The sequence below is a fragment of the Pseudomonas sp. NFACC32-1 genome, assembly GCF_900101215.1.
Taxonomy (GTDB): Bacteria; Pseudomonadota; Gammaproteobacteria; order Pseudomonadales; family Pseudomonadaceae; genus Aquipseudomonas.
The window spans coordinates 1-19,316 of sequence record NZ_FMUL01000026.1 but is presented as its reverse complement, the minus strand read 5'-3'; the positions used below and the strand labels follow the sequence as shown (position 1 = coordinate 19,316).

13 protein-coding genes are annotated in these 19,316 nt (G+C 62.5%); 4 read left to right on the top strand and 9 right to left on the bottom strand.

Annotation, left to right across the window (positions count from 1 at the left end):
- The 3 genes from BLP99_RS25605 to BLP99_RS25595 form a co-directional block, all read right to left on the bottom strand.
- A complete protein-coding gene (locus tag BLP99_RS25605) occupies positions 1-3,774 on the bottom strand; it encodes a nitrate reductase subunit alpha (protein WP_092182133.1) in 3,774 nt (1,257 codons plus the stop codon).
- 64 nt (positions 3,775-3,838) lie between these two features.
- Positions 3,839-5,236, bottom strand: coding sequence for a NarK family nitrate/nitrite MFS transporter (locus tag BLP99_RS25600; RefSeq protein WP_092182130.1), 1,398 nt, complete (start codon positions 5,234-5,236; stop codon positions 3,839-3,841).
- The gene (locus BLP99_RS25595; RefSeq protein ID WP_207956440.1) at positions 5,214-6,515 is read right to left on the bottom strand and encodes an MFS transporter; all 1,302 of its coding nucleotides are present in this window, start codon (positions 6,513-6,515) and stop codon (positions 5,214-5,216) included. Before BLP99_RS25595 ends, BLP99_RS25600 begins: the two co-directional genes overlap by 23 nt.
- 303 nt (positions 6,516-6,818) lie before the next feature.
- Between BLP99_RS25595 and BLP99_RS25590 the strand changes: the two genes are divergently transcribed.
- Both BLP99_RS25590 and narL read left to right on the top strand, forming a co-directional pair.
- Positions 6,819-8,618, top strand: a complete 1,800-nt coding sequence (locus BLP99_RS25590) for a HAMP domain-containing protein (RefSeq protein ID WP_072390915.1) — start codon at positions 6,819-6,821, stop codon at positions 8,616-8,618.
- On the top strand, positions 8,615-9,262 hold the full coding sequence (gene narL / locus BLP99_RS25585; RefSeq protein WP_072390912.1) for a two-component system response regulator NarL: 648 nt from the start codon (positions 8,615-8,617) through the stop codon (positions 9,260-9,262). The genes BLP99_RS25590 and narL overlap by 4 nt, the downstream gene beginning before the upstream one ends.
- A 180-nt stretch (positions 9,263-9,442) precedes the next feature.
- Here the strand turns inward: narL and BLP99_RS25580 are convergent, their stop codons facing one another.
- Genes BLP99_RS25580 through BLP99_RS25570 form a run of 3 tightly spaced genes read right to left on the bottom strand, consistent with a single transcriptional unit; the run spans position 9,443 to position 12,597 of the window.
- Positions 9,443-10,237: a transglutaminase family protein gene (locus BLP99_RS25580; protein WP_072390909.1), complete on the bottom strand. Its 795-nt coding sequence runs from the start codon at positions 10,235-10,237 to the stop codon at positions 9,443-9,445.
- A complete protein-coding gene (locus BLP99_RS25575) occupies positions 10,234-11,184 on the bottom strand; it encodes an alpha-E domain-containing protein (protein ID WP_072390906.1) in 951 nt (316 codons plus the stop codon). Before BLP99_RS25575 ends, BLP99_RS25580 begins: the two co-directional genes overlap by 4 nt.
- Positions 11,185-11,187: 3 nt before the next feature.
- Positions 11,188-12,597, bottom strand: a complete 1,410-nt coding sequence (locus BLP99_RS25570; RefSeq protein WP_072390903.1) for a circularly permuted type 2 ATP-grasp protein — start codon at positions 12,595-12,597, stop codon at positions 11,188-11,190.
- A 646-nt stretch (positions 12,598-13,243) separates the two neighbouring features.
- Between BLP99_RS25570 and BLP99_RS25565 the strand changes: the two genes are divergently transcribed.
- A complete protein-coding gene (locus BLP99_RS25565; protein WP_072459243.1) occupies positions 13,244-14,242 on the top strand; it encodes an acyltransferase family protein in 999 nt (332 codons plus the stop codon).
- Between the two features lie 62 nt (positions 14,243-14,304).
- Here BLP99_RS25565 and BLP99_RS25560 read toward each other — a convergent pair whose 3' ends face one another.
- On the bottom strand, positions 14,305-16,416 hold the full coding sequence (locus BLP99_RS25560) for a TonB-dependent siderophore receptor (protein WP_092182127.1): 2,112 nt from the start codon (positions 16,414-16,416) through the stop codon (positions 14,305-14,307).
- Positions 16,417-16,630: 214 nt separating this feature from the next.
- Here BLP99_RS25560 and BLP99_RS25555 point away from each other — a divergent pair, with 214 nt between their 5' ends.
- Positions 16,631-18,427 carry a methyl-accepting chemotaxis protein gene (locus BLP99_RS25555; protein ID WP_072390897.1) on the top strand — a complete coding sequence of 599 codons (1,797 nt, stop codon included), beginning with the start codon at positions 16,631-16,633 and terminating at the stop codon, positions 18,425-18,427.
- Between the two features lie 159 nt (positions 18,428-18,586).
- Here BLP99_RS25555 and BLP99_RS25550 read toward each other — a convergent pair whose 3' ends face one another.
- Positions 18,587-18,784, bottom strand: a complete 198-nt coding sequence (locus BLP99_RS25550) for a YbdD/YjiX family protein (RefSeq protein WP_072390895.1) — start codon at positions 18,782-18,784, stop codon at positions 18,587-18,589.
- A 16-nt stretch (positions 18,785-18,800) separates the two neighbouring features.
- A partial coding sequence (locus BLP99_RS25545; RefSeq protein ID WP_305367272.1) for a carbon starvation CstA family protein occupies positions 18,801-19,316 on the bottom strand: 516 nt, incomplete at its 5' end.

The following is a 19,316-nucleotide window of genomic DNA, read 5'->3' as shown; positions in this document are numbered from 1 at the left end:
TCAGTTCTCCTCGATATCGGTTGGCAGTGGACGCGGCAGATCATCGCCACTGGAACCGTCGAGCCAATCGACCTTGGCCATCTTGCGCACCACGACGAATTCGTCGCGGTTGCAACCGACCGTGCCGTAATAGTTGAAGCCATAGGCCTGCTGGGCGTAGCCACCGATCATGTGGGTGGGCTTGAGCACCACGCGGGTCACCGAGTTGTGGTGGCCACCGCGGGTCTTGGTGGTTTCGGAACCTGGCACGTTCACGATCCGTTCCTGAGCGTGGTACATCATCACCATGCCCTCCTTGACCCGCTGGCTGACCACCGCCCGGGCGGTCAGCGCGCCGTTGGCGTTGAAGCATTCGATCCAGTCGTTGTCCTCGATGCCGGCGCGCCTGGCGTCGATTTCCGAAAGCCAGACAATCGGCCCGCCACGGCTCAAGGTCAGCATCAGCAGGTTGTCGCTGTAGGTGCTGTGGATGCCCCATTTCTGGTGCGGGGTGATCCAGTTCAGGACGATCTCGGTCTCGCCATTGCCGCGCTTGCCCTTCACGCCGGCGATGGTGCGGGTGTTGACCGGAGGCCGATAGCTCATCAGCTGCTCGCCGAACGCCTGCATCCAGGGGTGATCCTGGTAGAACTGCTGGCGACCGGTGATGGTGCGCCATGGAATCGACTCGTGGACGTTGGTGTAGCCGGCGTTGTAGCTCACATGGTCGTCTTCCAGGCCGGACCAGGTCGGGCTGGAAATGATCTTGCGCGGCTGGGCCTGGATGTCGCGGAAGCGAATGGCCTCATGCTCCTTGGAGACGGCCAGGTGGCTGTGGTCGATGCCGGTGAATTCCGACAGCGCCGCCCAGGCTTTCACCGCCACATGGCCGTTGGTTTCCGGAGCCAGGGACAGGATCACTTCGGCGGCGTCGATGGCGCTGTCGATCTTCGGCCGCCCTTGGCTGATACCGGCGTCCACTTCATGATGATTGAGCTCGCCGAGGAATTTCACCTCGGCGTCGGTGTTCCAGTTGATGCCCTTGCCGCCGTTGCCGAGTTTTTCCAGCATCGGGCCCAGGGAGGTGAATTGCTTGTAGATGTTGGGGTAGTCGCGCTCCACCACTTGCAGGTTCGGTGCGTTCTTGCCCGGTACCGGCGCCACACCGGCGCTTTTCCAGTCGGTCCCGCCAAATGGCTGGGCCAGTTCGCCAACGCTGTCGTGCATCAACGGTACGGTCACCAGGTCTTTTTCCACGCCCAGGTGTCCGACGGCCATGGCGGAAAACGCTTTGGCGATGCCCTTGTAGATTTCCCAGTCCGAGCGCGATTCCCAGGCCGGATCGATGGCGGCGGACAGCGGGTGGATGAACGGGTGCATGTCCGAGGTGTTCATGTCGTCTTTTTCGTACCAGGTAGCGGTCGGCAAGACGATGTCGGAATACACGCAGGTCGAGGACATGCGGAAGTCCAGGGTGGTCACCAGGTCGAGCTTGCCAATGGCACCCTCGTCGACCCATTCGGCTTCAGTGGGCTTGCAGTCACCGACCTGGCCGATGTCTTCGTTCATCACGCCGTTCTTGGTGCCCAGCAGGTACTTGAGCATGTACTCGTGGCCCTTGCCCGAGGAGCCCAGCAGGTTGGACCGCCAGATGAACATGTTGCGCGGGAAGTTCACCGGGCTGTCCGGTTGCTCGCAGGCAAAGCGCAGGGAGCCGTCCTGCAGCGACTTGACCACATAATCCTTGGGTTCCAGGCCCGCGGCGGCGGCATCGCGGCAGATGTGCAGCGGGTTGGTGTTGAGTTGCGGCGCGCTGGGCAACCAGCCGGCCCGTTCGGCGCGGATGTTGTAGTCCAGGGCGTGCTCGGGGAACTGCGACTTGTCGGCCAGGGGCGAAAGCACGTCGTGCATGCTCATCTTCTCGTGGCGCCATTGCGAGCTATGGCCATAGAAGAAGCTGGTGCCGTTCATCTGCCGGGGCGGACGGTTCCAGTCCAGGCCGAAGGCCAGGGGCAGCCAGCCGCATTGCGGACGCAGCTTTTCCTGGCCGACGTAGTGGGCCCAGCCGCCGCCGGTCTGGCCGATGCAACCGCAGAGCATGAGCATGTTGATCAGCCCGCGGTAGTTCATGTCCATGTGATACCAGTGGTTCATCGCCGCCCCGACGATGATCATCGAGCGGCCACGGGTCTTGTCGGCGTTGTCGGCGAACTCGCGGGCGATCTGGATCGCCTTCTCGCGGCTCACACCAGTGATCTGCTCCTGCCAGGCTGGCGTACCGGGTACCGAGGCGTCGTCGTAGTCCTTGGCGACGTTGGCGCCCCCCAGGCCACGGTCGATGGCCAGGTTGGCCGCCGACAGGTCGAATACAGTGGCGACTTTCGCCACGCTGCCATCGGCCAGCACCACGCTGTGCACCGGCACCCTACGGAACTGCACCGCATCACCGGCCACGTGCTGGAAGTACTCCTGGGCTTCGCCGGCGAAGTACGGGAACGCCACCTCGGCGACGTCACCGCCGATCAGGCTCAGCTTGAGGTCGATTTCACGCCCCTCGCCGCCTTCACGGGGCAGGATGTTCCACTTGCCCTTCTCGCCCCAGCGATAGCCGATGGAACCCTGGGGGGAAACCAGCTCGCCGTTGGCATCCAGGGCGATGGTTTTCCATTGCGGGTTGTTGTCCTGGCCGAGGTTGTCGGTCAGGTCGCTGGCCCGCAGGAAACGGTCCGGCTGGTAGCCCGCGCCTGGTGCAGCGCCAAGCATCGGCTTGAGCATCACCAGTACCGGCAGGTCGGTGTAGCGCTTGGCGTATTCGGTGAAATAGGCGCTGGGCTTGTCCAGGTGGAATTCTTTGAAGATCACATGGTTGAAGGCCTGGGCCAGGGCGGCGTCGGTGCCCTGCTTGGGGTTGAGCCACAGGTCGGTGAGCTTGGCGACTTCCGAGTAGTCCGGGGTGATCGCCACGGTCTTGGTGCCCTTGTAGCGCACCTCGGTGAAGAAGTGGGCATCAGGGGTACGGGTCTGCGGGACGTTGGAGCCCCAGGCGATGATGTAGTTGGAGTTGTACCAGTCGGCCGATTCCGGCACGTCGGTCTGCTCGCCCCAGACCATCGGCGAAGCGGGCGGCAGGTCGCAATACCAGTCATAGAAGCTCAGGCACACGCCACCGATCAGCGAAAGATAGCGCGAGCCGGCGGCGTAGCTGACCATGGACATGGCCGGGATCGGCGAGAAACCCACCACCCGGTCAGGGCCATGGGTCTTGACGGTGTAGACGTTGGCGGCGGCGATGATCTCGTTGACTTCTTCCCAGTTGGAGCGGATGAAGCCGCCCATGCCGCGCTTGCTTTTATAGGCGTCGGCCTTGGCCTTGTTCTCGACGATGCTGGCCCAGGCCTCCACCGGCGGCAGGGTCTGCCGGGCTTCGCGCCACAGCTTGAGCAACGGCTTGCGGATCTTCGGGTACTTGAGCCGGTTGGCGCTGTAGATGTACCAGCTGTAGCTCGCGCCGCGAGGGCAACCGCGAGGTTCGTGGTTGGGCAGGTCGTTGCGGGTGCGCGGGTAGTCGGTCTGCTGGGTTTCCCAGGTGATCAGGCCGTTCTTGACGTAGATTTTCCACGAGCACGAGCCGGTGCAGTTCACTCCATGGGTCGAACGCACGATCTTGTCGTACTGCCAGCGGGAACGGTAGACGTTTTCCCAGTCGCGGGACTCCTTGCGGGTCTCGCCGTGACCGTCGGAAAACTCGCCTTGCTTGCGGTTGAAGAACCGCAGTTGATCCAGTAAATGACTCACAGTGTCTTCCTCTCAGGCTTGCTCCGCGGGGTCTGCGCCCCGCCCAGGCAGGTTTAGGTTCGGCTTAGCAAGGTGTCGCGGCGCCCTTGCGGGCATACCACCACCAGGTCACCACGATGCAGCTCAGGTAGAAGCCGACGAACATGTAGAAGGCCATCTCCGGGCCGCCCGTCAGGGCCATCGAAGTGCCGAATGATTTAGGAATGAAGAACGCACCGAAGGCGCCCATGGCCGAGCTGAAGCCCAGCACCGCGGCCGACTCCTTGCCGGCGTTCTTGAGCGCTTGCTCGCGCACCTCGGGCTTTTTCCCCAGGGCGGCTTTTTCATGCAGGGTGCGGAAGATCACCGGGATCATGCGGAACGTGGAACCGTTGCCCACGCCAGTGGTGATGAACAGCAACATGAACAGGCCCAGGAAGCCGTAGAAGTTGCCGCCCTGGCCACCTTGGGGCAGAAAGTGCATGACGCCGAACACCATCGCGATCATCAGCACGAAGTTCCACAGGGTGACCTTCGCACCGCCGAGCTTGTCCGCCAGCCAACCACCCAGCGGCCGCACCAGGGCGCCCACCAGGGGGCCGAGGAAGGCGAATTTCAGGGCGATGACTTCCGGGAACGAAGTCTTGATCAGCAGCGGGAACGCGGCGGAGAAGCCAATGAACGAGCCGAAGGTCGCCAGGTACAGCCAGCACATCAGCCAGTTGTGCTTGCGCTTGAAGATCACCGCTTGTTCGCTGAACGAGGCCCGGGCGCTGGACAAATCGTTCATGCCGAACCAGGCAATCAGGGTCACGGCCAGGATGAACGGCACCCAGATGAAACCGGCGTTCTGCAGCCACAGCGAGCTGCCGTCAGCCAATACCTGGGGTTGGCCGCCCATGAAGCCGAACACCCCGAAGGAGATCACCAGCGGCACGCAGAACTGCATCACCGAGACGCCCAGGTTGCCCAGCCCGGCGTTCAGGCCCAGGGCGGTGCCCTGCTGGGACTTGGGATAGAAGAAGCTGATGTTAGACATGCTGGAGGCGAAGTTGCCGCCGCCAAAACCGCAGAGCAATGCGATCAGCACGAAGACGCTGTAGGGCGTGCCCGGATCCTGTACCGCGAAGCCCATCCACAGCGCCGGCACCAGCAGCGATGCAGTGCTCAGAGCGGTCCAGCGCCGACCGCCGAAGATCGGCACCATGAACGAATAGAAGATGCGCAAGGTGGCACCGGACAGCCCCGGCAGCGCCGCCAGCCAGAACAGCTGGTCGGTGCTGAAACTGAAGCCGATGGCGTTCAGGCGCACGATCACCGTGCTCCAGACCATCCACACGGCGAAGGCCAGCAGCAGCGCCGGGATCGAGATCCACAAGTTGCGCCGTGCGGTCTGTTTGCCACTGCTGCCCCAGAAGGCGGGGTCTTCCGGGCGCCAGTCATGGATGACCGGGCCTTTGTCAGGCGTTTGCAGAACGGACATGTTCTTCTCCTTGGGCAATGCTGGAAAACGGGGGTTGGCTGGCGGGCTGACGCTTGCCCAGCAGCGGGCGCTTGCGCATTTCGCTGAAGTACATCCAGATGAGGGAGACCCAGACCACGCCGTACAGCAACATGAAGCAGGACGAGCGCACGCCGGTGAGGTCCACCAGGGCGCCGAACATGATCGGCAGCACGAAGCCGCCCAGGCCGCCGGCCAGGCCGACGATGCCGGACACCGCGCCCATGTTTTTCGGGTAGTCGTTGGCGATGTACTTGAAGACCGAGGCCTTGCCGAACGCGAAGGCGATGCCCATCACGAACAGCAGCACGGTGAACAGGGTGGCGTTGAGGCCGATGTGGAAGTCGACGATGCCGTTGACGGTCTGCACTTGCAGCTGGGTCTGGGGATAGGACAGCAGGAACAGACAGATCCAGCTGACCCACAACACCCACCAGGTCACACTCTGGGCACCCCAGCGGTCGGACATCCAGCCACCGACGGCGCGCAGCACACCACCGGGCAGCGAAAAGCACGCCGCCAGCAGCGCCGCGCTCTGCAGGCTGAAACCGTATTCCTGCACGTAGTATTTGGTCATCCACAGCGCCAGGGCCACATAGCCGCCGAACACGATCGAGTAGTACTGGCAGTAGCGCCACACGGCCGGCTCTTTCAGGGCCTTGAGCTGTTCGCGCAGGCTGGCGCCGTTGGCGCTGCGGTGCTCTTTTTTCTCGGCGGTGAGGAACCAGAACGACAGCGCGGTGAGGAACAGGATCGCGCTGAACACCTTCGGCACCAGGTGCCAGGAGCCCAGGGCGATCAAGGCCGGCGCAAGGAACTTGGTCACCGCCGCACCGGCGTTGCCGGCACCGAAGACGCCCATGGCAAAGCCCTGGTTCTGTTTGTCGAACCACTTGGCGACGTAGGCGATGCCCACCGAAAACGAACCGCCGGCCAGGCCGACGAACAGCCCCAGGACCAGGAACTGCCAGAAGGCCGTGGCCAGGGTGATCAGGTACAACGGCAGTACGCAGGACAGCATCAGCAGGAAGAACACGATGCGCCCGCCGAAACGGTCGGTGAGCAGCCCCAGGGGCAGGCGCACCAGCGAACCGGTCAGTACCGGCGTGGCGGCCAGCAGGCCAAACTGGGTTTCGTTGAGGGCCAGCATTTCCTTGATGGGAACGCCGAGCACCGCGAACATCATCCAGACCATGAAGCACACGGTGAAGGCCAGGGTACTCATCCCCAGTACCAACCCTTGTTGCACTTGCGCTCGCATCACGATGCTCCCATCAGTTCGATGAGCGCAGACTAGTGATGCCTACCCGCAAAAACTTGACGTGAGTCAAAGAGCCTCCCGGGGGTATGGGCCTATGCTTGGCCCACCTACCTCCAAGGAGGTAGTCCCTGAAATTGATAGAACCCTTTGTTTATCAATAGCTTGAACGAATTGGCCGAAGCTTTTATGGAAACGGAACGGCCAACAACTCTTTAGAGGTAGTGCGCCCGGGATCGGCTGCAACACCCTCGATCCGAGGCACCCTATGCTCGTTTTACCGCTGTTGCGCCAGGGCCAGCCGCAATGATGGGCTGGCTGCGCAGCTCCCTGCCCGCGCGCGCCGCGGTAGCAGTCATCCTGATTGCCATCCTTGCCCTGGCCAGTTCCCTGAGCGCCGGATTGATCGCCTGGTTCAGCCAGGGCGATGCGGCAGCGATCAACACCGCCGGCTCGGTGCGCATGGAGACCTACCACCTGAGCTGGAAACTGGCGGCGGGCGACACCGCCGCCATCCCGGCCATCGTCGACAGCCTGCAGCAACGCCTCAATAGCCCTTCCCTTCGCGCCGTGCTGGAGGACGGCCCGACAACTGCCCTGAACCAGAGCTATCGTGACCTTCTGCAACGCTGGGACGAGACCCTGCGCCCCGCCGTCGAGCGCGGCGACTCGGCGCTCTTGCAGGCCAGCGCGGATTCCTTCGTCGCGCAGCTGGACCAGTTCGTCACCCTGCTGCAACGCCAGAGCGAGCACAAACAGGGCTGGCAACAGACGATCCAGGGCATGGCGCTGTTCAGCACCATGATCATCCTGCTGATCGGCTTGTACGAACTGCAATACAGCGTGGTCACGCCGTTGCAGGAACTGGTGGAGGCGACCCAGCGTTTTCGCCGTGGTGAATTCCAGGTCCGGGTCAATCACCAGTCCGAGGATGAACTGGGCCAACTGGCGACCAGCTTCAACACCATGGCCGAAACCATCGAGCAGTCCCACCGGACCCTGGAAGAACAGGTCCGCCAGAAAACCCTGAACCTGCAACACGCCAATGCCGCCCTGGAACTGCTGTACCAGAGCAGCCGCAGCCTCGCCACGCGCCAGGCCAATGCCCAGGGCCTGGATGAGCTGATCGGTCGTTTCCAGCAGCGGCTGCCGGGCCTGCGCCTGTCGCTCTGCCTGCAAGGGCAACTGCAGGCCCCCGCGCGGCAACTGCTGGCGATTCATGGCGCCAACAACCGCGAGGTCTGTGCCAGCAGTGACTGTGCCACCTGTCAGAAGCATCATGGTGCCCGGCCACAGACCTTCAGCATCAGCAACCAGGGCAACGAACTGGGCGAGCTCAAGGCGCATTTCGTCGACGGCCATACGGCGCAACCCTGGGAGACCGAACTGATCCAGGCCCTGGCCAACGTGATCGGCACGTCACTGTCCCTCAAGCGCCAGCGCGAGCAGGACCATCGCCTGTTGCTGCTGGACGAACGCACCATCATTGCCCGGGAGCTGCATGACTCCCTGGCCCAGGCCCTGTCGTACATGAAACTGCAGGTCAGCCGCATGCAGACCCTGATGCGTCGTGGCGAACCGGTGCAAACCCTGGAAGCGGTGACCGGCGAGCTGCGCGAAGGACTCAACAACGCCTATCGCCAGCTACGGGAATTGCTGACCACGTTTCGCCTGCAGATCCACGACGACGGCCTGGTGGAAGAGCTCAAGGACACCGCCGCGGAGTTCTCCAGCCGCGGGGACTTCCAGGTCCATCTGTTCATCGACACACTGGCTTTCGAGCTGTCGGCCAGCGAACAGATCCATATCCTGCAGATTACCCGTGAAGCCTTGTCCAACTGCCTGCGCCACGCCCACGCCGAGAATGCCTGGCTGCAGTTGCGCCAGGAAGGCGAGACGGTGCAATTGTCGGTCGAAGACGATGGCCGTGGTTTCAGCGGCGAAGTGGACCAGCGCGAACACCATGGCCTGAACATCATGAACGAACGGGCCCGCAGCCTGCGCGGCCAGCTGCAGATCCTCTCCCGGACACCCCAGGGCACCCGTATCCAGGTGTGCTTCCAGCCGGAATTCCTGGGCCAACACACCGAAGGCACCGTCACATGAACGCCCCCCTGCGCCACACCCTGCTACTGGTCGACGACCATCCGATGATGCGTCGCGGGATTCGCCAGATGCTCGAACTCGAAGACGACCTGCAGATCGTCGGCGAAGCCAGCCATGGCGAAGAAGCCCTGTGTTTGATCGAACCGCTCAAGCCCGACCTGGTGCTGCTGGACAACAACATGCCGCAGATGAACGGCATCGAAACCCTGCGTCGGCTGCGCGCCATGAACTACAGCGGCAAGGTGTTGCTGTTCACCGTGTCCGATGCCGAGGACGACATCCGCGATGCCCTGCGCCTGGACGCCAACGGCTACCTGCTCAAGGACATGGAGCCCGAGCTGCTGGTGCAGTACATCCGCGATGCGCTCAAGGGCGCCCTGGTGATCAGTCCCGGGCTGACTCGTGTCATGGCCCAGGCCCTGCGCTCCCCGCCCCGCCAGGCCGACGTGGACCTGACCGAGCGCGAACGCCAGGTGCTCAAGACCATCGCGGCCGGCTACAGCAACAAGGTCATCGGCCACAAGCTGGGCATCACCGAAGGCACGGTGAAGGTCCACGTCAAGAACCTCTTGCACAAGCTCGGCCTGCGCTCGCGGGTCGAGGCCGCCGTATGGGCCATGGAGCACCTGCGCGGGGTCGGTTAGGCTGCAATGCCCGGGCAGGTCTCCCCGCCCGGCTCCCCAGCCGCCATTTGAAAAGTCCTCGGAGACAAAGGTCAGGCCAGGCAAAAACCGCCTGGGAAGCTGGATTCACTGGCGTAAACGAGCATTCCGAGGCGGTTTTCGACGCCGCATCACCGAGTATCAGGGCTTTTCGAACAGCACTTAATGTTGGACCTGGACCATGGAGCTCACCTGCACCCGGGCCTGCATCTGCTCCGCCCCGCCTCCACGACGCATGCCCCGCACCGGGCAGGCATCGAGGTAGTCCAGGCCGACCGCCAGCTTCAGGTGCCGGTCCGGGCGGGTCAGGCGGTTGGTCACATCGAAGCTGTACCAGCCATCGCCCAGCCAGGCTTCGGCCCAGGCGTGGCTCGCCAGGTGACTTTCATCCTCGGTGCACAGGTAGCCCGAGACATACCGTGCCGGAATCCCCAGGCTGCGGGCGCACGCCAGAAAGGCGTGGGTATGGTCCTGGCAGACACCCGAGCCGCCGGCAAACGCCTCGGCGGCCGTGCTGTTGACCGCGGTCGTACCCGGACTGTAGGGCATGCGGGCCACCAGGCCGTCCATCAGGGCGGTCAAGGCGGCACGATCGCGTCGGCCCGCGCATTGTTCCTCGGCGAAGGCACCGAGGGCGTCGTCCGCCTGGGTGAGACGGCTGGTACGCAGGAACGGCAATGGCGACTGGTCATCCGGCTCCACCTCCACCGCCTGGTGGATCTGCACCTCACCGTAGGCCGTGAGCACCAAGGCGCCGTGGGGCTCGTCCATGGTCATCACATGCAGGATGTTGCCGTACGGGTCGAGCTGGCTGCGCACCAGGCGCGGCAACTCCAGGTGCCATTGCAGGATGCGCTGGCGCTGGCTGTCCTTGGGCGTCAGGCGCAGGAACTGGATGCTGGTGCACACCTCGTCGGTGTAGCGGTAGGTGGTGTCATGGCGTATGGAAAGTTTCATACGACCTCCAGATAGGATTCGTGGACGGTCTGGCCCAGGTGGCGGATCTGGTCGATAAGGTCGGTCAGCCACAGATGCAGGCCCGAGGCCAGGATCTCGTCGATCCCGGAATAACGCAGGCGTGCGTGCAGCTCCGCGGCCAGGCGCTGGGCCGGGCGCCCATTGTTGCCCGGCAGGCTGGCCAGGATGTGGTCGAGTTCCTCGATGCAGGCGAGCAACGAGCGCGGTACATCGGCGCGCAGCAGCAACATTTCCGAGACCTGCTCGGCATTCGGCGCATTGCGGTAGATCTCGTTGAACGCCTCGAAGGAAGACAGGGCCCGCAGCAACGCGCTCCACTGGTAGTAGCCGCGCGCCGATTTGTCGCTGACCTCCTCCGACTCCTCGCCATACATTTCGTAGCGGGCGTCCAGCAACCGCAGGGTGTTGTCCGCCCGCTCGATGAAGGTGCCCAGGCGAATGAAACAGTAGGCATCGTTGCGCATGATGGTGCCCGACGTCGCCCCACGGAACAGGTGCGAGCGTTCCTTGACCCATTCGCAGAAATGACTGATGCCGTAGCGTCCCAGGCCATTGCCGGCGATGTTGCGCATTTCCAGCCAGGTGGCGTTGATGTTTTCCCACATGTCGGCGGTGATGCGTCCGCGCACGGCGTGGGCATTGGTCCGCGCCGCCCGCAGGCAGCTGTAGATGCTGCCGGGGTTGGTGTCGTCCAGGGCGAAGAAATGCAGCATGTGTTCGCTGTCGAGCGCCCCATAACGAGCGTTGTAGTCGTCCAGCGTACCGGCGGCCAGCAATGACATCGCCAGCTCGGCGTGCCCGTCGCTACGCCCGGCCTGGGGCATCAGCGACAGCGAGTAGCTGACCTCCAGCATGCGCGCCAGGTTCTCGGCGCGCTCCAGGTAGCGGGACATCCAGTAGAGGTCCGAAGCGGTTCTTGAAAGCATGTCTTAATCCTCCACTACCCAGGTGTCCTTGGTACCGCCACCCTGGGACGAGTTCACCACCAGCGAGCCCTCGCGAAGCGCCACGCGGGTCAGCCCCCCGGGCACCAGGCGCGTCTCCTTGCCCGACAGCACGAACGGACGCAGGTCGATATGACGCGGGGCGATGCCGTTCTCGACAAAGGTCGGGCACGTGGACAGGCTCAGGGTCGGTTGGGCGATGTAGTCTTGCGGCCGGGCCTTGAGGCGGGCGCGGAAGTCTTCGATCTGCGCCGCGGTCGCCGCCGGCCCCACCAGCATGCCGTAGCCGCCGGAGCCCTGGGTTTCCTTGACCACCAGGTCGGGCAGGTTGGCCAGCACATGGGACAGGTCCTGGGGCTTGCGGCACTGCCAGGTGGGCACGTTCTTGAGGATGGGTTCTTCGGTGAGGTAGAAGCGGATCATCTCGTCCACGTAGGGGTAGATCGACTTGTCGTCGGCCACGCCGGTGCCGACGGCATTCGCCAGCACCACATTGCCGGCGCGGTACACGGCGATCAGCCCGGGCACGCCCAGCATGGAGTCGGGGTTGAACGACAGCGGATCGAGGAACGCATCGTCGAGACGACGGTAAATCACGTCCACCTGTTGGGGACCTGCCGTGGTGCGCATGTAGACATGGTCGTCGCGCACGAACAGGTCGGCCCCTTCCACCAGTTCCACCCCCATTTCCCGGGCCAGGAACGCGTGTTCGAAATAGGCACTGTTGAAACGGCCGGGGGTCAGGACCACGGCGGTGGGGTTGTCCAGCGGGCTGGAGCTCTTGAGGGTGTCGAGCAGCAGGTTCGGGTAATGATCGATGGGGGCCACGCGCTGGGCCGCGAACAGTTCGGGGAACAGGCGCATCATCATCTTGCGGTCTTCGAGCATGTAGCTCACGCCGCTGGGGGTGCGCAGGTTGTCTTCCAGCACGTAGTAGCTGCCATCGCCGTCACGCACCAGGTCGACACCGGCGATATGGGCATAGATGCCCCGGTGCAGGTTCAGGCCCTGCATCGCGATCTGGTAACCCTCGTTGGCCAGCACCTGCTCGGCCGGGATGATGCCCTCCTTGAGAATGCGCTGGTCGTGATAGATGTCGGCCAGGAACATGTTCAGGGCCTGGACCCGCTGGATGCAGCCGCGCTCGACCGTCTGCCATTCACTGGCCTTGATGCTGCGCGGAATGATGTCGAACGGTATCAACCGCTCGGTACCCTGCTCGTCCCCATACAGCGTGAAGGTGATCCCGGCGCGATGGAACAGCAGGTCGGCTTCGCGCCGGCGTTGCTCGAGCAGCTCGGTCGGCGTGTCCGCCAACCAGCGTGCGAAGGCTTGGTAATGCGGGCGGCAGTCACCCTTGGCGTCATACATTTCATTGAAAAAAGCTCGGGGCATAGCCAACTCCCAGCCGCGTTCTACACGGCATTTCTTATCACTGCGTCATTCCAATAGTGCGGCCTTGCCTGTTTGGGTGAGCCTTGTTTGATGAGCCCTGGTTCTATGAGCACCTCATGGATGTCGGTCGCTGATCTGGCCTTTGCGTCTGGAAGACGTGCGCCCCCTTCAACTCTGCGTAGTGCCCCTCTCCTCTGTTCTGTGGGTGTCTGTTCCATGGAAGCCCCCGGTTCGGTGGCCACTGACTCAAGCCGTAGCAAAGGCTGTGCCCAAGCTCGAGGTTAGGCGCTTTCGCTGGAAAAACCGGCGCAAAATGGCGTAACCGTGAAATTTTTATTCGTTTGAGCGGCGAAAAGCACCTGATAAGGCTGCAAAGCCCTGCACGGCGCCTGACCAGGACATCGCAAACGGGTCGAATCGGTGCAGCGAAACGGATGAAGGGCGCTTGATGCCCTGAAACGGGGAAATTACTACCCACTGGCGATTTCGGCCTCCCTGCAAGCCGGCAATCGAACCAAGCCCATGTGTGTCAAAAGTGACAATTGTCCCCACTGGCCCGCCGCCGTCGCGCAAACGGCTGTCAACTGCCCGCAAAGCCCAATAACGTATCGCGCAAACGGATCAACTCTGATTAAGGATGATGCACGTGGGGGTCTTTCGGTTGCTGCTGGCAATGCTGGTGGCGATGTCTCATATGGGCGTGACGTTCATGGGCTTCAATCCCGGCGTGGTGGCCGTGATTTCCTTCCTGATCATCAGCGGCTTCGTGATGACCTCCCTGATCGAACGCAACTACGGCAGCGATGGGCAGATTGGCCTGTTCTACATCGACCGGCTGTTGAGGTTGTACCCTCAGTTCCTGCTTTACTTCGCCCTGTCCTGCGTGGTGATTCATTTCCTGTTGCCCGGCACACCCCAGGCCGCGGCCCTGACCCTGGAAAACGTCGCCACCAGCCTGCCGATCGTACCGCTGGGTTTCTATATGTTCGGCATCACCGTGCCGCAGATCCTGCCGCCGGCCTGGTCCCTGGGCATGGAAATGTGTTTCTACCTGCTGATCCCGTTCCTGATCCGCTACAGGGCGCGGGGCATCGCATTCGCGGCGTCCGTGGCGATCTTCCTGGTTGCCTCGCTGGGCTACCTCGACACGGATATATACGGCTACCGGTTGCTCCCGGGCGTGCTGTTCATTTTCCTCTGTGGCAGCTACCTGTACCGGGCCCAAGCCAAGGGCCTGTGGATCGCGTCGATGACCGCGGCTGTGGCTGGGTTGATGTGCCTGGGCATTGCCATGGGGTTCATTCCCCGCCGTCCTTTCAACGCGGAAGTCACCCTCGGCATCGCCCTCGGCCTGCCGGCAGTATTCCTGCTCGCCAGGCACAAGCCTCATCGGCTGGACGAACTGCTGGGCAATATCAGCTACGGGGTGTTCCTCAACCACTTCGTGGTGATGTACGTACTGCGGGCGTTCTGGCCGGTGGAGTACAACGCGCTGATCATCACGGCGGTACTGGTGCTGTCGTTCGCATTGAGCGGCGTGTCCTATTACCTGGTGGAGCGACCGGCGCTGAAGCTTCGCCACGCCCTCAGGTCAGGCGTCAGGCAGGACGCGGCGAAGCCCCCCGTCGGCGGCACCCCGGCTTAGCCTGCGACACCATGAAAAAGCCCGGGACAAAACCCGGGCTTTTCGGTTTCAGCGCAGCGCGATCAGAATGTCACGCTGGCGCTCAGGCGTGCGGTACGAGGCTCGCCGACGTTGACCTGCAGCTCGCTGCCGGTGGAGGACGGGTAGTACTGCTTGTCGAACAGGTTGTCCACGTTCAGCTGCAACGAGGTCTTGTAGCCCAGGACCGGCGACTCCCAGCGCAGGAAGGCGTCGGCCACGGTGTAACTGCTGAGCCAGAAACCGTTGTCGTTATTGGCGGCTCGTTCACCGACGTAGCGCGCACCGCCCCCGGCGTGCCAGGCGCCGAATTCGGCGGGGACATTGAGATGATGGGTCAGGTACAGGCTGGCGGTGTGTTTCGGCGCGTCGGCGAGACGATGACCTTCGTTTTTCGGATCGTCGAGGATTTCCGTGTGGGTGTAGGCGTAGGTGCCGATCAGCTCCCAGCGCTCGGAAAGGCGACCGGTGATGTCGAGTTCCAGGCCTTGGGAGCCGACTTTTCCGGCGGCTTCGGAGACTTCGTCGACAGTAGTCACTACGTTCTTCTTAACAATGTCGAACAGGGCGAGATTGATGTTCAAGCCCGGCAACGGATCGTACTTGGCGCCAATTTCATAGCTGCGCCCCTCCTCTGGCTTGAAGGTACGACTGTCCTTGTCGACCACGTCGTTGGGCTTGAATGAACGGCTATAGTTGCCATACAGCGAAAGGGTCTCGGATGCCTTGTAGACCACGCCCAGGAATGGCACGAAAGCGTCGCCGTTATCGTCGCGAACCGGCGAAGCAGGAACCAGTCCTTGTGTAGTGTATTGATCGTAATGCTGGTAGCGACCACCAAACACCAGGATCCAACGATCATCCAGATGCCAGTTGTCCTTGAGATAGATGGAGCTGGATGTCAGTTGGTTGCTCAGATTACTTTGTGCCGCATTGATTCTGCCCGGCTCTGCCAGCCCACCGTAGACAGGGGCTGTGATGTCGAATCCGCCTTGCGCGACCCCACGATAGGTCTTGCCGCGATACTGATCGGATACCTGATTATCGACCCCCACCAGCAGGTCATGGCGTTGGCCGAACAGCTCCTGCTTACCAATGAAATCCCAACTCGCGTAACGGGTCTCATCATCGTAGTGCGCGCCATTGGCAGCCCTGCGCAGGATATTGCCAGTCAGTTGGCTCGGCTGCGCAATCGAAAGGCTGTACCGATCATTGTTCCAGCCATACGTCACGCGGGTTTTCCACGCCTCGCTCAGCTCATACTCGAAACGCGCCGTCGCTGTCTCGCGAATGCCCACGCTTTTGGCCCAGGGCTCGTCCAGGCGCTTGTCATAATCGATGTCCACCGGATGTCCATTGCGGAACACTGTGCCCCGGTCAAACGGATTGGAATATTCGTTGTACTCATAACTCAAATTCAACGAAGCCCGCTCACCCGTCCAGGCCAGCGAAGGCGCGACCAGAGTGCTCTCGTTGACCCCGTAGTTGCGCCAGTAATCTTCATGTTTGCGCTCGGCAATCAAGCGATACGCCAACCCTGTGTCTCCCAACGGCCCGGTGGTATCCAGGGCCATGGTGCCGCCGCCTTCGCTGTAGCCCGAGCCGCTCAGCGTGGTGCCCTGGGTATATTCGGGCTTCTTGCTGATCACGTTGATCAGGCCGCCCGGCTCCAGCGCGCCATACAGCAACGAGGCCGGCCCCTTGAGCACCTCGACCCGCTCGGTGGTGGCGCTGAAATTGTGCCCCAGGTTCGAGCGCACGCCATCGCGCAGGATCGAGCCATCGTCGTTGGTACCAAAGCCGCGCTTGACCAGTGAGTCCCGCGAGCCGCCCAGGGTGTTGCCCTGGCTGACACCGCTGACGAATTTCATCGCATCGTTCAGCGAGCGCACCTGATAGTCATCCAGGGTCTGCTGGGTGACGACATTGATGGACTGCGCCTCTTCCTTGATCGGTACATCGCTCTTGCTCGCCGTGCTGGCTTGCGATGCCGTGTAACCCTCCTCCTGAGTGATGCGGGTGCCCTGGATATCCGTGGTGGGCAGCTCAAGGGAATCCTGCGCCCACAAGGGGCTGGCGATGAGGCAGCAGGACAGCGTGGGCAGCACACGCTTGAAGAATGCGCTGCGGTTGGCGAAAGGGATGGAACGCTTCAAGAAAGGGCACTCATGGGAGGGGACGTTAATGAGAGCGAATATACTTTGAGAATAATTCCCAGTAAATCTTTTCCATCAAACCCATCGCCTTCCAACCCTATGAATCGGGCCGACTTTTGCAGAGTGATATCAAATAGCCCTTCACCGCCTAAAGCTTTGGCGCTTTCGGTCGAATGTATTCCATTAAAAGATTTTTCCGCCCAGGAGCGACGGTATGCAGACGTTAAAGGACTTGTACGAGTCTATCGAAATGCGTTTTTTCGATACCCTCACTAAAAAGCTGTCGAGCCTTTTTCTACTGGTCGTGGTCAGCGGGTTGCTGTACTGGGTCGCCCTCAGCGCCCGTGCGGACATCGTGCTGCAGTTGCGCAATGCCCAATTGGACGCCGCCTTGCTGGGACAGATCGAGGGGCGACTCGACAGCCTGACCCACGCGCTGCTGTTCGGTACGTTACTGACGGCGGGCATGATCAGCTTCATGGTCTGGTACTTCCGCCATCTCATCGTGCGCCCGGTCACAGCCATGACCAAGGCCCTGGAGGAAATCGCCAACGGTGAAGGCGACCTGTCCAAGGACTTGCCCCTGGTGACCCACGACGAAATCCGCGTACTGGCAGGCACGTGCAACCGTTTCCTGGCCAAGCAGCGGGAAATCATCAGCAACGTCCAGGCCCTGACCGTACACATCGCCGTGGAATCGGCGCGTTCGCTCAAGAACATCAGCGATTCCAGTGACAGCGCTACCCACCAGGCACGCTTCGCCAAGGAAGTGATGGACCAGAGCAACAGCGCCGTTGGCCGCATCGAGGAAGTCTCGCGCCAGACCCAGGGCATCTCCAGCACCACCGCCCAGAACCTGAGCATGGCCCGCGACTCCTACGCCGAGTTGCTCGAAGTGACCGGCAACATCAGCGAAATCTCCAGCAGCCTCAACGAGTTCGCCACGCTGGTGAACGCCTTGAACCAGCGCTCCTCGAGCATCAAGTCCATCGTCGGGTTGATCCAGCAGATCTCCGCCCAGACCAACCTGCTGGCGCTCAACGCCGCCATCGAAGCCGCCCGGGCCGGCGAAAGCGGCCGAGGCTTCGCCGTGGTGGCCGATGAGGTGCGGACCCTGGCGCAGAACGTCAGCCGGGCCACCGACGATATCTCCCGCAACATCGACGCCATGCTGGAAGAAGTCAGCTCCACCCATCAACAGACCACCCAGATCAGCCACAGCGCCCGGGAAACCCAGAAAGTCGTGGAGCGCGCCTCCGGCCATTTCGAAAGCATGATCGGCGACTTCGAGTCCACCAATGGCAAGCTGGCGGACATCGCCGAGCATATCCAGCAGTTCGCCGATGCCAACACCGGCATCAACGAGCGAGTCACCCAGATCCACGCCGACAGCCAGTCCATCGATCAGCGCATGCAGCATTCGGCGACCGCCACCCGCGACCTGTCCGGCGTGGCCGAGCGGGTGCAGGCGTTGCTGGGCCGCTTCGTGCTCGGCCATGGCAAGCTGGACGCCGCCATCACCCGGGCCAGCGAATGCCGGGACACCCTTCAGGTCCGCCTGCAGGCACTGCTGGACGAGGGGCTCGATCTGTTCGACCAGAGTTACCAGCTGATCCCGGGCACCGATCCCAAGCAGTACATGACCCGCTACACCGAACGCTTCGCCCAGGTCTGCCAGGAAGCCTGCGACACCCTCACCCGCAGCACGCCGGGGGGCAAGGTTTCGTTCATTGTCGACAGCAAGGGGTATTGCCCGGTGAACAACAGCTGGGTTTCGAAGCCACCGACCGGCGACCGGGCGGTGGATCTGCCGGTGTGCCGCAACAAGCGAATCTTCAACGACCCCATTGGCCTGCGTGCGGCAGGCAACGTCCAGCGCTTCCTGCTGCAGACCTACCTGCGCGATACCGGGGAAATCATGACCGAGATCGACGTCCCGTTCTTCTTTGGCGGTCGTCACTGGGGCAACTTGCGCGTGGGCTTCGATGCGGCGGTGTTGCTGGCGGAGTGAAGGTGCGCTTACACGCCCCCCTCCCCCGGAAACGACTGATGTTGGGGGGAAGTCTGCTCACGAAGCGGTGGATCAGCGACATCATCGTCAGCCGACCCACTGCCATCGCGAGCAGGCTCGCTCCCACAAGGGTTGCATCATCCGCCGGCAATCAGCGGTTCAACAGCACTTGGGCCCGGCCTTGCCGCCGTAGCGGGCTTCCTGGCGTTCGCGGAAGAACGCCTCGTAGTCCATCAGCGGCTTGTCCGGGTGCTTGGTTTGCATGTGCTCGACGTAGTTGTCGTAGTCGGGCATGCCGACCATCAGGCGGGCGGCCTGACCGAGGTATTTACCGAGGCGACTCAAGTCATTGAACATCGTTGCAATCCTCTGGTTACGCGTCCGGCAGGGCCTGGAATGGCGCTTCTTTGTCCGTGCGCTCTTTCGTGCCCCAGGCGGCGATGCCGACCTTGAGCGCGTAGAACAGGATGCTGAAGACCACGAACAGGAACAGCACCGTCAGCGTGGCGTTGGTGTAGGCGTTGAACACCACGTGCTGCATCTGCTCCACGCTCTTGGCCGGGGCCAGGACCTGGCCGGCGGCCAGGGCATCGTTGTACTTGCGCGCCAGGGCCAGGAAGCCGATCGCCGGGTTGGCGTCGAACAGCTTGATCAGGCCCGCGGTGGTGGTGCAGATCAGCAGCCACGTCGCCGGCAGCAGCGTGACCCAGACGTAGCGCTGGCGCTTCATCTTGATCAGCACCACGGTACCGAGCATCAGGGCGATCCCCGCCAGCATCTGGTTGGAGATGCCGAACAGCGGCCACAGGGTGTTGATGCCACCCAGCGGGTCGATCACGCCCTGGTACAGCAGGTAGCCCCACAGTGCCACGCAACCGGCGGTGGCGAT

What these genes read in the sequence shown, in the direction of transcription:
- BLP99_RS25600 (WP_092182130.1), bottom strand. Translation starts at nt 5,236, where the DNA reads ATGTCCGTTCTGCAAACGCCTGACAAAGGCCCGGTCATCCATGACTGG.
- BLP99_RS25595 (WP_207956440.1), bottom strand. Translation starts at nt 6,515, where the DNA reads ATGCGAGCGCAAGTGCAACAAGGGTTGGTACTGGGGATGAGTACCCTG.
- BLP99_RS25590 (WP_072390915.1), top strand. Translation starts at nt 6,819, where the DNA reads ATGATGGGCTGGCTGCGCAGCTCCCTGCCCGCGCGCGCCGCGGTAGCA.
- narL (WP_072390912.1), top strand. Translation starts at nt 8,615, where the DNA reads ATGAACGCCCCCCTGCGCCACACCCTGCTACTGGTCGACGACCATCCG.
- BLP99_RS25580 (WP_072390909.1), bottom strand. Translation starts at nt 10,237, where the DNA reads ATGAAACTTTCCATACGCCATGACACCACCTACCGCTACACCGACGAG.
- BLP99_RS25575 (WP_072390906.1), bottom strand. Translation starts at nt 11,184, where the DNA reads ATGCTTTCAAGAACCGCTTCGGACCTCTACTGGATGTCCCGCTACCTG.
- BLP99_RS25570 (WP_072390903.1), bottom strand. Translation starts at nt 12,597, where the DNA reads ATGCCCCGAGCTTTTTTCAATGAAATGTATGACGCCAAGGGTGACTGC.
- BLP99_RS25555 (WP_072390897.1), top strand. Translation starts at nt 16,631, where the DNA reads ATGCAGACGTTAAAGGACTTGTACGAGTCTATCGAAATGCGTTTTTTC.
- BLP99_RS25550 (WP_072390895.1), bottom strand. Translation starts at nt 18,784, where the DNA reads ATGTTCAATGACTTGAGTCGCCTCGGTAAATACCTCGGTCAGGCCGCC.